Origin of the sequence: Zobellia sp. OII3, assembly GCF_002211465.1 — a bacterium.
Classification (GTDB): Bacteria; Bacteroidota; Bacteroidia; order Flavobacteriales; family Flavobacteriaceae; genus Zobellia; species Zobellia galactanivorans.
On sequence record NZ_MWRZ01000002.1, the window covers coordinates 120,113 to 132,525 of the forward strand.

General features: G+C 44.5%; 10 protein-coding genes and 1 pseudogene. 7 read left to right on the forward strand and 4 right to left on the reverse strand.

Annotated features, from left to right (window positions below):
- Positions 1–11: 11 nt before the first annotated feature.
- The 3 genes from B4Q04_RS07640 to B4Q04_RS07650 all read left to right on the forward strand — a co-directional run bounded on the left by B4Q04_RS07640 (position 12) and on the right by B4Q04_RS07650 (position 3,293).
- Positions 12–1,745: a RagB/SusD family nutrient uptake outer membrane protein gene (locus B4Q04_RS07640; RefSeq protein WP_088696470.1), complete on the forward strand. Its 1,734-nt coding sequence runs from the start codon at positions 12–14 to the stop codon at positions 1,743–1,745.
- A gap of 10 nt (positions 1,746–1,755) precedes the next feature.
- A complete protein-coding gene (locus B4Q04_RS07645) occupies positions 1,756–2,622 on the forward strand; it encodes an endonuclease/exonuclease/phosphatase family protein (RefSeq protein ID WP_161496052.1) in 867 nt (288 codons plus the stop codon).
- Between the two features lie 146 nt (positions 2,623–2,768).
- Entirely contained in the window at positions 2,769–3,293 is a 525-nt protein-coding gene (locus B4Q04_RS07650) for an RNA polymerase sigma factor (RefSeq protein WP_088696472.1), read from the forward strand.
- A 130-nt stretch (positions 3,294–3,423) separates the two neighbouring features.
- Here the strand turns inward: B4Q04_RS07650 and B4Q04_RS07655 are convergent, their stop codons facing one another.
- The gene (locus B4Q04_RS07655) at positions 3,424–4,209 is read right to left on the reverse strand and encodes a ThuA domain-containing protein (RefSeq protein WP_088696473.1); all 786 of its coding nucleotides are present in this window, start codon (positions 4,207–4,209) and stop codon (positions 3,424–3,426) included.
- A gap of 31 nt (positions 4,210–4,240) precedes the next feature.
- Complete coding sequence (locus B4Q04_RS07660; RefSeq protein WP_088696474.1) at positions 4,241–5,545, reverse strand: sugar phosphate isomerase/epimerase family protein; 1,305 nt, start codon at positions 5,543–5,545, stop codon at positions 4,241–4,243.
- 326 nt (positions 5,546–5,871) lie between these two features.
- On the opposite strand from B4Q04_RS07660, the gene B4Q04_RS07665 reads away from it, so the two are divergent.
- The 3 genes from B4Q04_RS07665 to B4Q04_RS07675 are packed head-to-tail and all read left to right on the forward strand — an operon-like array spanning position 5,872 to position 8,925.
- On the forward strand, positions 5,872–7,257 hold the full coding sequence (locus B4Q04_RS07665) for an endo-1,4-beta-xylanase (RefSeq protein ID WP_161496053.1): 1,386 nt from the start codon (positions 5,872–5,874) through the stop codon (positions 7,255–7,257).
- A 30-nt stretch (positions 7,258–7,287) separates the two neighbouring features.
- A complete protein-coding gene (locus B4Q04_RS07670; protein WP_201723382.1) occupies positions 7,288–8,484 on the forward strand; it encodes an endo-1,4-beta-xylanase in 1,197 nt (398 codons plus the stop codon).
- Between the two features lie 39 nt (positions 8,485–8,523).
- Entirely contained in the window at positions 8,524–8,925 is a 402-nt protein-coding gene (locus B4Q04_RS07675; protein ID WP_088696477.1) for a hypothetical protein, read from the forward strand.
- 144 nt (positions 8,926–9,069) lie between these two features.
- On the opposite strand, the gene B4Q04_RS07680 is transcribed toward B4Q04_RS07675, so the two are convergent.
- Both B4Q04_RS07680 and trpB read right to left on the reverse strand, forming a co-directional pair.
- Positions 9,070–9,966, reverse strand: a complete 897-nt coding sequence (locus B4Q04_RS07680; protein WP_201723383.1) for a gluconolaconase — start codon at positions 9,964–9,966, stop codon at positions 9,070–9,072.
- Between the two features lie 297 nt (positions 9,967–10,263).
- The gene (gene trpB / locus B4Q04_RS07685; RefSeq protein ID WP_088696478.1) at positions 10,264–11,463 is read right to left on the reverse strand and encodes a tryptophan synthase subunit beta; all 1,200 of its coding nucleotides are present in this window, start codon (positions 11,461–11,463) and stop codon (positions 10,264–10,266) included.
- Positions 11,464–12,040: 577 nt separating this feature from the next.
- Between trpB and B4Q04_RS07690 the strand changes: the two are divergent.
- A pseudogene (locus B4Q04_RS07690) lies at positions 12,041–12,226 on the forward strand (hypothetical protein); the annotation flags it as partial.
- Positions 12,227–12,413 lie beyond the last annotated feature (187 nt).

Genomic DNA, 12,413 nt, shown 5'->3' on the forward strand with positions numbered 1-12,413 from the left:
ATACACCCACTATGAAATTTAAATATACAATACTGATTTGCATCTTGCTTTTGGTTGGCTGTAGCGATGATTATCTCGATAAGGAACCGCTCTCCGACGTCACCGAGAACAATTTCTTTTTAAAGGCAAGCGATTTACAGCTGTACACCAATGGCTTTTATAGAATGTTGCCAAGTACGAGTATCTATGATGGGGACGCGGTTGCCGACAATATCGTTTCAACGACCCTAAGTGAGGAAATGAGAGGGGCCAGGACCATACCTACCACAGGCGGTGGATGGGATTGGGCCTATCTGAGGGACATCAACTATTTTATCGAGAACTACGAAAAGTGTGAAGATGAGTCCGCCAAGCTCCATTATAGCGGAGTGGCCTACTTTTTTAGGGCGTATTTCTATTTCCAGAAACTCCAAAGGTTTGGCGAAGTGCCCTATTACGAGACGACCATTAGTGCCGATGATATGGAAAGCCTTCAAGCACCACGCGAGAGCCGTCAGTTTATAACGGATCAGATCTTAGAGGATCTGGATCGTGCAATCGCCAACTTGAACGAGGAAGTCCAAGCCTATCGTATTACGAAATACAGTGCCCTTGCCCTAAAATCACGGGTGGCCCTATATGAAGGTACCTTTGGCAAATACCGCAATCTGCCCGGATTTGAAACCTATCTAAATGCCAGTGTCGATGCTTCCCTCGAACTGATGGAAAACTCGCCATACGGTGTGTATAGTACAGGAAGTACAGGCACTGATTACATGAACCTTTTCAATTCCCAAGATGCCCAGACCAGCGAAATGATCTTAAGTAGGCAGTTTACCCAAACGGTTGCCGTAGATCACAATGTGAACTACTATACTACCACGTCTTCTTACGGTAGGCCTGGTATGCCCAAAGACTTGGTCAACAGTTATTTGATGGCCGATGGTTCACGCTTTACCGATTTACCGAACTACAACCAAATCTTTTTTACCGATGAAGTGGCAGATAGGGATCCAAGGCTTTCGCAGACCGTGCGTACCCCGGGTTACACCCGTAAGGGAGAAGCTATGGAGCTTGCCCCGAACCTTGGGGCGACCATGACCGGCTACCAATTGATCAAGTATGTTTCGGAGCCGGTATACGATACCTATGACGAGTCGATTTCCGACCTACCGGTCCTTCGCTTTGGGGAAGTACTGTTGAATTTTGCCGAGGCCAAAGCCGAACTTGGCACCCTTAGCCAGGCAGATTTGGATGCATCGGTTCAATTGTTGAGAAATAGGGTAGGAATGCCCGCCATGAGCCTCGATGATGCCAATAGTAATCCCGATGCCTTTTTGGAAGACCAATACCCCAATGTTAGTGGGGCGAACAAAGGCGTAATTCTTGAAATCAGAAGGGAAAGACGTATAGAGCTCTATATGGAAAACCATCGTTGGAACGACGTTGTGCGTTGGAAGGCCGGTCAAGCATTGACCAAGCCCTTACGCGGACTCTATTTTCCCGGGGCGGGAGAGTACGATATGGATTCCGATGGGAATGCCGATGTGGTCTTGTTTGAAGGTGATGAGCCCGAAGGCCAGGTACAGGGGGTGCAGTACATTAAGATCGGGTCGGATATCTTCTTTGACGCCGATAATTTAATCGACCCGCAACCTGATTTCAACAATAGGATGTTTGACGAAGAGAGGGACTATCTATACCCTTTACCGAGAGTGGAGTTGCAATTAAACCCGAACCTGACCCAAAATCCGGGTTGGGAATAATATGAGGCAAATGAAAAAAATAAAGAAGATAAGTATACTGGCCCTACTGTTGCTAGGGCCCTTTTTATCCCGTGCACAGAGCGCCGAAGTGATAAGTGCCATGACCTTTAACATTAGGTATGCCAACCCCAAGGACGGAATCAATATTTGGGAAAACCGAAGGGACTGGCTTTGCGAGGGCATCAATTTTTTTGATGTGGATGTCTTTGGGGCACAGGAAGTGATAGAAAGCCAATTGAACGACATGGTCGAAAGGCTTCCTGCCTACGATTACGTCGGTATTGGAAGAAATGGGGACAAGGAAGGGGAGTTTTGTCCCGTATTCTTCAAAAAGGAGACCTTTGAACTCATGGACAGCGGCACGTTTTGGCTTTCAGAAACGCCGGAAAAGGTGAATTCCCAAGGTTGGGATGCAGCTTTGCCGAGAATCATGACCTGGGTAAAACTTCGAAAAATAGAAACGGGAGAGGCGTTTTATTTTTTCAATACCCATTTTGACCACCGTGGTAAGACGGCCCAATTGGAAAGTGCCAAGCTCATACGGCAAGAGATCCAAAAGATAGCGGGGGATAAGCCATTTTTGATTACGGGCGATTTTAATTTTGCGCCTTCCGAAGAGGCCTATACCGAATTGACGAGCGGAAAGCCCAAAAGCCTTGTCGTAATCGATAGTAAAAATAGCGCCCAAATGGTTTACGGTCCCGACTACACTTTCAACGGTTTTGCCTTGGAGCCTGATCAAAGTAGGGAACGAATAGATTATGTTTTTACTGCCCAAGGCGTAAAAGTCCATAAGCACCACATTATAGACGGGCAAAGGGGAGGCAATTATATTTCCGACCACTTTCCTATCAAGGTAATTGTTAGTTTACGTTAATGTCATGTTTAAAATGCCGCCTGCTGCATCAAAGTGGGCGGCATTTATTTTATCCTTTCTAACCATTTCTTAACAAAGGCATATAATCTAAATTACTTCGCGCGACTATAGCATACGTAATTTAGAGGCTCAATACCAACCCGAAAATGAGTGACCATTTATCTGATAAGGAGCTACTTGATAAAGTAAGATTGGGCGACCAAGAGTCATTCAGACAGGTCTACGATAGATATTTTAACGACCTATATGGCTATACCTCGGCACTGTTACAAGATCGGCAACTGGCAGAAGACCTGATACAGGAACTTTTTATACACCTGTGGGAAAAGAAGTCCACTATCGAAATCGAACATTTAAAGGCCTACTTGACTACGGCACTCCGCCGCAAAATCATCAATGTATATCGTAACAATAAGTACGTAGATTTAGATGAGACCATCATTGCGACCCTTCCCAGCCCGAATGGGATAGATGATAAGTTGCGTGAAAATGATTTGGAACAGGAGTTTAAGACCACCTTGAACAAGCTTCCCAAAAAATGTAGGAACGTATTTTATCTCAGTCGGATCAAAATGTACAAAAACAGGGAAATCGCCGAAGAGCTCGATATCTCTATCCGAACGGTCGAAGCACATATCAGTAATGCACTGCGGCATTTCAAGGTACACTAAACTGGAATAAACGACCAGCATGGACTCAAAAAAGCCATTGTGGCCTTAGTGAACCCAAATCCCTGATCATTTACCTGACAACCGAGATTAAATGCTCCGAGGCTTGCCTCGAAATCAAGGGGTATTCCTTTTAATGCCTCGCGGGCTTGCCCCCAGGTAGTTTACTTTCCCCCTGGGCGGCCCAGTAGATACCTCCGAACAGGTGGTCTAAAAACATTTGATCTTCAAACGCTTCGGGCTTATGGCCCAGTGCCGTATAAAAAGAACGCCCACCATCGTAGAATTGATACCATGCTATAGGGTGGTTTTTGCCCATACCTTTTAGCGGTATTTCGTCATATCCCTTCTGGTAATCATAGGTGTCTTCGTCTACGGATAGAAGTACTTTGATGGCATCAGATTTCAAGAGGTCAAAATTGTACCATTCGTCGCTCCACAACCATTTTTCCGGCAGATGTAGGTTTGAGGGGAAATTGGCATCATGATTGCTTAGAACGGCAGCTTGAAATTGCGGATGGTCCCTAAAAACCCCGCCTATAAGATTGTCGAACCAAAGGTTTCTGATCTCACTATCGGAGGTGGAGTGGACTCCCACGAAGCCGTTCCCGTTTTGAATGTGCGTTTGTAAAACCTTGAGCTGTTCATTGGTTAAATTGTCGGTATTCGCATTTAAAAATACCACCACGTCGTAGGAAGGTAATTTTAGGGCGAGGTCTTCGGAACTTTGCGTCCAATCAAACTTAAACTGATGTTCGGCGGCCATTTTGTGAAAAGCGTCTACCGCATTGGGAATACATTCGTAGTGCCAGGTGTCTTGTACGGTGAATAACAACACCTTAAATTGGTCTTGGGCAAAAGCCATATGGTTGAAAGTTAAAATGATAAAACAGGTGAATTGTAAAATTCTGGATTTCATAAAGTGAGTGTTGAGTGTTGAGAGTCGATTGTTATAAGATGTTAAAGTATAAATAGTTCCAAGCGGCATTGATGCTGTACCACACGGGATAATTAAAGGCTTCCACTTCGGCCACAACGTATTTTAGGCCAGCGGTTTTCGCATATTTAAAATATTCCTCAAAATCCATTTTCCCGCTTTGGCCCAATTCTTCGTAATCTTTTACATGCCAGCTTATAAAGCGGTCGTCGTATTTTTTAAAGTAGTCGATTGGGTCGACATCCGAAAAATGCATCCAGTATAGGTCGGCTTGAAAATGAACATATTCGGGGTCGGTATGCTCTATGAAGTAGTCATAGACCACCTGCTTCTCTATGGTTTTAAACTCATAGGAGTGATTGTGGTAGGCGAATTGAATTCCCCTTTCCTTACAAAGTTTCCCAATGGCATCATAGTAGGCACAATAGCGCTTGAGTTCGTCAAGGGTGGTGATTTCCTTGATTTGATTGTTCGATATGGTGAGGTATTCAACACCGGCCTGTTTGTGGTCATCGATGCATTCCTTCCACCATTTCATGGCTTTTTTCCACGCTTTATCGTCCTTCGTAGGCAGGTCGTAAAACGTCATAGATCCCGTAAACTTCAAATTGTTTTCTTCTACCAATTTTTTAAAGTCTAAGGGGGACAGTCCATAAAACGAGCGGTCTTTATAGACAAAGGTCTCAATATAGCTATAGCCCATCCTATCCAAATACTTCAAGGTTTGCTTAGGATCTTCCAGCATTTCATTGTGTACCGATACGAGCTGGATACCTATGTTTTTGTCCTTAGGGTTTTTCTTGATATAGCGGGTTTCCCAAAGCACCTCGTTTTGTGGGTCGGTCCCCTTTACATAAACATCGGTCTGGTGCTTAAAATCAAAAGTGACCGTCATGGTTTCTCGGCCTGTAAAGTCGCGGTCTTTCATTACCCAATGCTTTTTACTTGTAAATCCGCCTTTCCCCAGAAACATTTCACCTTGGGCACTTTTTCCCAATGCAAAAACGGAATCGGTCTTGGTGTCGTATCCGATAAGTTCTGTTAAGGTGTGTTTGTAGGTTTTCCCATCCCTTTGAAATACATCTACCGACATTGTGGAATGATCTATTTTAGGATAGTTGTTCATTTTGATACTTGGCAAGGGGGCGATACTGTCCGTTTTGGGACCGACCGAACTCACCCAAAAGCCTAAATACTGTTCCAATCTTTCCGATTGTTTCGGGATGGGCATTTGGGAAAAAAGGGGACAGCTTCCCATTAGAAAAAAGAATAGCGCGGACGTAATAGTGAAACGATGTAAATGCAAATTGTTGGTCATTCCTCTTCATTTTTATGGTAGTAAATTTAGAGGAGGCCTAGGCGTCACACTATAATCTTTGAAGCCATAATTATCATTTCTGTTGCAGATCGTCGCGTTTCCCGTTAAAAGGAACAGGGCATCCTATATCGGGATGATACCATTCTTCCGATCCTAGGGGGTAGAGTGGCGTTATATGTAGGAAAGAACAGGGGTGAAGCATGAGGGAATGCTACATCCTTACTAGACAATGCACAATTTATTATAGCATTCCGATAGGCTAAGCTATACTTTCGAAGCATGTGTTTTTAATGGAATCATCAGTAATCTTGTTAAATAATTTTGAAATGGAATTTAAAATAAAAAAAATCAAGAAATATTTACTGCTACCCCTTATCCTCTTTGGTTTAGGCTGCTCCTCCGATAAGGAAGGGTTCAATGACGATGTTGCGGGCGATGAAATTCAGGAGGCCAAGGTAGAAGCTTCCTTCGATTATACGATTTCCGACGAAGACCCTTATGCCATTTTATTGGACAATACTACGGAATCGGAGCGTGAGTATACCGCGGTTTGGGATTTTGGAAAGGGAGGCGAGAAAGTCGCGGATAAAGCGGGACTCGAAGAAGTGCGTTACACGGAAACCGGCGAATACACGATTACACTTGAGGTAAGCAATGCGGCCGGGACTTCAATCGCCAAAAAAACGATAAAGGTAGACCAGCGGTATGGTGTGTGCCCTACCAGTGGTTGCGAGGACCTATCGGACAAGGGGCTAAAGGAAGAAACAAATACATTTAGCGTTGGGGTAATAACCCAATCGTACCGAATTAACGAAGGAGGGAGCCACACTCAAGTATTGAAAAAGGAATTCAATAGTTTGACAGCGGAGTTCGAGATGAAGATGAATATCATGTATCCCTCGCAAGACAGCTATGATTTTAGTGCAGGCGATGCCATTGTTGATTTTGCGGTGGCAAATGACATGTACGTTCATGGTCACGCCTTAATTTGGCATGAAGCCTCTCCTGATTGGGTAGAGAATTTTACGGGTAGCGATGCTGAATTCGAAAAGATGGTAGAAGACTATATTACCACGACCATGACGCGATATAAGGGTAAGGTACGGTCTTGGGATGTCGTTAATGAAGCCGTTGACGAAAGTACGGGCAATCCCTTAAGAAACTCGGTTTTTAGGCAAAGAATGGGGGACGATTATGTCAAAAAGTGTTTTCAGTTTGCCCGTAATGCAGACCCCGAGGCTATTCTGTTCTACAATGATTTCAATATAGCGTCCAGTTCCGGCAAGAGGGCAGCCATATTTGATTTGGTGGATCACTTGGGAGATCTGATCGACGGTCTCGGGGCGCAAATGCACATTTCAATCGATAATCCTTCGGCCGTGGATATTCAAGCCGTGGTCGATGGGGCCGTTTCAAGAGGATTGAAGCTGCATTTTTCGGAACTCGACATTCGTACCAACTTGGAGAACGACAAGAACCTATCTTCGCTATCCGCGGAAAAGGCCGCACGCCAAAAGGCCAAATTCAAGGAAGTGGTAAACATATACAATGCGGTTCCCCCTGAAAATAAATTTGGGATTACCGTATGGGGCCTTCGCGACAATGAGTCTTGGTTGGTCGATTTCTACGGTGTACCCGAATGGCCTTTGCTCTTCGATGGGAATTATAATAAAAAACAGGCCTATGATGGTTTTTTAGAGGGATTGCGATAAGCGAAAATAGAGATATATTAAACGAAAAAGATGGTAAAAACAAGAGGTATTAAGCTAAGGACAATTCAGCTGCTAGGTCTTCTGTTGTTGGTGTCAATGGGCTGTAAGGAAAAGGAATGTAGTAAAAACACGAGCTTGGATACAAAGTCCGACACCAAGAAAATTCCCCTAAAAACAGCCTTTAAGGACCATTTTAAGATGGGGTCCGCCATAAACGGGGCGGTGGTTTCAGGGAAGGATGCGACCTCGCTACAAATCGTAACCCAAGAGTTCAATACGATTACGCCCGAGAATTGTATGAAGGCGGAATCCGTGAGCCCGGCGCGCAATGTGTATAATTTTGAGGAAGCGGATGCGTTTGTGGCCTTTGGTCAGGAACACAACATGTTTATCGTAGGCCATACCTTGATCTGGCATAACCAGACTCCCGATTGGTTTTTTACCAATGAAAAAGGGGCGCCGAATACGCCCGAGCAGCAAAAGGAGCAACTGCGAAAGCATATCGAGGCCGTAGCCGGAAGATATGCGGGAAAAGTGCATGCCTGGGATGTGCTCAACGAGGTTATGGACAATGATGGCTCCTATAGGTCCACGAACTGGATACAACATATAGGCGATGGGGATGAAATGGTAAAATTGGCCTTTAAGTACGCCAGTGAATACGCCCCTGACACCGAACTTTATTACAACGATTTTAATGCATGGCGACCCGAGAAGAGAGACGGGATCGTACGTATGGTAAAGATGTTGCAGGAGGAAGGTATCCGAATAGACGGAATAGGTATTCAGGCCCATTGGGGACTCAACTTTCCTAAGAACGCTTACATTCAACAAGCCATAGATGCCTATGCCGCTCTGGGGGTGAAGGTGATGATAACCGAGTTGGATGTAGACGTGCTTCCCTTGACCAAGGAAGGCCAGATCATTGGAACAAGTATGATGGAACCCCAATTTCAGTTAGAGGAGTTTGAATCCTTCCTAGACCCCTATAAAGAAGGGCTTCCGGATTCGGTTTCGGTGGAATTGGCCACCCGTTACAAGGAGCTTTTTGAGATCTTCCTAAAGAACCGCGATAAAATCGATAGGCTTACCCTTTGGGGCGTACATGACGGATTGTCTTGGAAGAATGGCTATCCCATCCCCAATAGAACCAATTATCCCCTTTTGTATGACCGGGACAAAAAACCAAAATTGGCCAAAGAGGCCATTTTAGAAACCGTAAAATAAAGAAAGTTTCCATTACAAATAGTTAAATAAATACAACGTATGAAAAATGTGATTTTTGCCGTATGGGCGATGCTATGTATAACAAGTCTTTCCTATGCCCAATCTTCGGATGCCGATAAGGGGGATTCGGACAAATTGCTGTTGACGATCTTCTTAAAACACGATCAGTCGATGAACCTGAACGAGATAGAGGAGGTTAGAAAGAAGCAGGGCTTCTATAAAAACTTCCCGCCCGAAGGGGTTTCCGTTGTGAACTGGTACGTAGTAATGGGGATTGGCCAAATGGTGGTGCTGGAGTTGCCCGCCTCAAAGCTTAAGGATGTAAATTTGGCCATAGAAAGAAGCGCTTGGAAAGCCTTTCGTTCCGAGATTTATCCTACCTATGATCTGTACCCTATCGTAGAAGATAAGCTTAACAATACATCAAAAGTGAGTTATTAAGGGGAATTCCAACCCATCCAACTTGCCGTAAAATTAAAACAGCATAGTTCTAAGGCGATTTGGATGGGTTCAAACCCTTCACGGGAAGGCGTCCAACCAAGGTTCTACAAGGTTTCTTGAGGGAGGAAGGACTTCCCTCCACAACTAATTTTTAAGCGGAACCGCATATATTTTTCCGGCCATCATATCGGGCACCAACAACCTTCCCCTATCTTCCTCCAGATAAAAATCCGCAGCCGATTCCAATCCTTCGATCAGTACGGTAGAGGCTTCGGTCTTAGGGTCTATTTTCCAAACTTTTCCAGAAACCCAACTACTGACGTAATAGTTGCCCTTACGATCTTGCTCTACGGCATCGGCCCCTCTATATTCACCTTTAAGCGGACGAAGCGCGCCATTTTCGGTAATCAGGAAATTTCCCTTGAAAAAAGCACCTACCATAAGGTTTCCATCCTTGTCAACCCCCACGCCATTGGGGTTTGGCATAAGTGGGGAAGTATCTTGTTTTATGGTAATGAGCCCTTCTGAACTTATATGGTAGATACGCCCAAGTTCTGGGACTTTCTTGGCTTCCTCACTATCTAGGGGCCATAAGTTATTTTCGGGGTCGCGCATGTATTGGGTCGCCCCCATATCGGCTACCAAGATTCCCTTTCCCTGAGCATCTAGGGAAACATCGTTCAAATAGAGGACGGTTTCGGGAAAGTCGCTTTTATCTACAAAAATACGGGCTTGGCCTTTTCGGTCAAGCTTCCAGATACGGGTCACATCGGAGAAGTACAGCTCCCCGTTTAGGTAGACGATTCCCTTGGGTTCATCAAAACCCTTGGCAAACACCTTTACACCCTTCTTGGAAATCTCTACCACTTCGCCATCCCCGGGTTCTTTTGCGTTCATTACGGTTACGTAATAGTTGTCGTTAAAGCCCTTGGTAATGCTCTCCGGTTTCATGCCCACTTCAACTGGAAATTCCACTTCGGCTTGTGCCTGAACTATACAAACGAAGAATAAGGCGATTAAGGTGATTCTTTTGCTTCCCATAATAGTGTTTTAGGTTTAAATGGTTGATAAACAGCCATTGTCCCGATAGGGCCATTAGGCCGATATTTTGGCGAAGGTCTTCGCAATAAAGTGAGACCTTTGGTTATGAATGATTGCTCAATTACAAAGCTATCAGTCCTTTAGCTTCGTGTATGGTAGTTATGAAGCAGATCGTATCAAAATTGTTGCGAGAGCGATTCCAATACTCATAAAAACAAAAAAAGGACCAATGCGCAGGCATGGTCCTTTTGTTTTCTAGTCCCCATAAATTCATAGGCTAGGGGAGGCTTAGGTGTTCTATTCCGGAAGGCCGTAGGTATCCACCACATAGTCGATATCCTTATCCCCTCTACCGCTCAAATTGATGAGTATGGATTTCTGGGGATGCTCTTGGGCCAGTTTTATACCATAGGCAACGGCGTGGGAGCTTTCAAGGGCGGGAATGATCCCTTCGAGTCGGCTTAGCTCGTAAAAGGCGTCTATGGTTTCCTTGTCGTTGATGATGTCGTAGTTGACGGCCCCCATGTCTTTGAGCATACTGTGCTCGGGTCCGACACCCGGATAATCGAGTCCGCTCGCCACGGAATATACCGGTGCCGGGTCGCCATTCTCATCCTGTAGGGTATAGCATTTAAAACCGTGGATGATGTTCGGGGTACCAAAGGTCATGGTAGCGGCATGCTCGCCCATTTCCAAGGAGCGACCTCCCGGTTCAACGCCGTGCAGTTTGCAATCATCGTCTTCGAGAAATGCCGAGAATATCCCTATGGCATTACTTCCTCCGCCCACACAGGCCACGACATGGTCGGGCAATTCCCCGGTCATATCCATAAACTGCTCTCGGGCTTCGATTCCCACCACCCGTTGAAAATCACGGACCATCATGGGAAAGGGGTGGGGACCTACCACCGAACCGATGCAGTAAATAGTGTTTTCAGGATCCTTAAGGTAGGCCTCAAAGGCCGAATCGACGGCTTCTTTCAAGGTTTTTAGACCGTGGGTCGCGGGCACCACCTCGGCCCCCAATATTTTCATACGCACCACGTTCGGATGCTGCTTTTTAATATCGACCTCGCCCATGTGTATTTCGCACTCCAATCCGAAATAGGCTGCGGCAGTGGCCAAGGCCACCCCGTGTTGGCCCGCTCCGGTTTCGGCAATCAGTTTCTTTTTACCGAGGTGCTTGGCCAGCAAGGCCTCGCCCATACAGTGGTTCAGCTTATGCGCTCCCGAATGGTTCAGGTCTTCCCGTTTTAAATAAATCCGTCCCCCGTATTTTTTGGACAAACGGGAACAATAGTAGACCGGGGTAGGGCGCCCCTGGTAATGTTTACGGATGCTACGCAACTCCTCTATAAAGTTGTGCGATTTGCTAATGGTCTGATAGGCATCCGTTATTTTTTTCATTTCGACCTCTAGGGCCGGTGGTATAAAGGCACCACCATAATCTTCGAAAAACCCTTGGTCATTCGGGTATTTTTTTAAGTAACTGCTCATGCTATGTTATTAAAATTAATTTTTGGTTCGCGCATCCCATAAAAATACGCAAAGCATTCAATTGAGCCCAAAGAGGGAATAGTAAATTAGGGGGATTTAGAAAAAGTTATCATTTCTTTAGGAAAAGAAGGCAGGGGTTAGACTTCGTGTTAGGTTGGTAGGGAGTTCGGGAGTAAGTGGTTTTGAGATTTTGCGGCAATATTGAATACTAGCAAAATTTATAAAGGATATAGAATCGCATGTTTGTGCCGAAATAGATACCCCCCTTAACCAACGACTATATTGCTTTGATTCTGTAAAAACAGTTCTAATATTCCAGCTTTACGCTTTTCCATAAAGCTTATTTAATAATGTTGTGTATTTTACACGATTATTAGATGGAATGGCGGGTTGTATTTAATTATTGAAGGTGAGGGCTTATAAAATCAGGCTTGTTGATTTCATATGAGCACAAACTGAATAATGGTAAATTAAATTTGGATAATAGGTAATGTGTTAACGATTCGATGCACGAGAAATAGCTTACAAAAATATAAAATGGTATTTTTAGCATTAGGCTGCCAAACCAATATTGTAGATGAATAAAAAAGAACTGTCAGAGCGTGATATATGCTCTAAATTCATTAATCCTGCTATTGAAAAAGCGGGCTTGAACATGAGAAAACAGGTTCGTGAAGAAGTGTCTTTCACTGACGGACGAATAATTGTTCAAGGCAAATTATACACAAGAGGCAAGAGTAAAAGAGCAGATTACATTCTTTATGTATGCGGAAAGTTATCTTTTAGAATATTATGTCAACCAATTTGGAGAACTTCCACCACTTAATGGGCAATATGGTAAATATGAATTTGCTGAAGCAGGACACTATTTATTAACTCACCATATTAAATTAGAACAACTTATTAATGTTGTAAACCAATGAACAAAAAGCCATTGTAAAGGTGAATCG

Excerpts from the sequence above, each read along its gene's own strand:
- B4Q04_RS07640 (WP_088696470.1), top strand. The coding sequence starts at position 12 with ATGAAATTTAAATATACAATACTGATTTGCATCTTGCTTTTGGTTGGC.
- B4Q04_RS07645 (WP_161496052.1), top strand. The coding sequence starts at position 1,756 with ATGAAAAAAATAAAGAAGATAAGTATACTGGCCCTACTGTTGCTAGGG.
- B4Q04_RS07650 (WP_088696472.1), top strand. The coding sequence starts at position 2,769 with ATGAGTGACCATTTATCTGATAAGGAGCTACTTGATAAAGTAAGATTG.
- B4Q04_RS07655 (WP_088696473.1), bottom strand. The coding sequence starts at position 4,209 with ATGAAATCCAGAATTTTACAATTCACCTGTTTTATCATTTTAACTTTC.
- B4Q04_RS07660 (WP_088696474.1), bottom strand. The coding sequence starts at position 5,545 with ATGACCAACAATTTGCATTTACATCGTTTCACTATTACGTCCGCGCTA.
- B4Q04_RS07665 (WP_161496053.1), top strand. The coding sequence starts at position 5,872 with ATGGAATTTAAAATAAAAAAAATCAAGAAATATTTACTGCTACCCCTT.
- B4Q04_RS07670 (WP_201723382.1), top strand. The coding sequence starts at position 7,288 with ATGGTAAAAACAAGAGGTATTAAGCTAAGGACAATTCAGCTGCTAGGT.
- B4Q04_RS07675 (WP_088696477.1), top strand. The coding sequence starts at position 8,524 with ATGAAAAATGTGATTTTTGCCGTATGGGCGATGCTATGTATAACAAGT.
- B4Q04_RS07680 (WP_201723383.1), bottom strand. The coding sequence starts at position 9,966 with ATGGGAAGCAAAAGAATCACCTTAATCGCCTTATTCTTCGTTTGTATA.
- trpB (WP_088696478.1), bottom strand. The coding sequence starts at position 11,463 with ATGAGCAGTTACTTAAAAAAATACCCGAATGACCAAGGGTTTTTCGAA.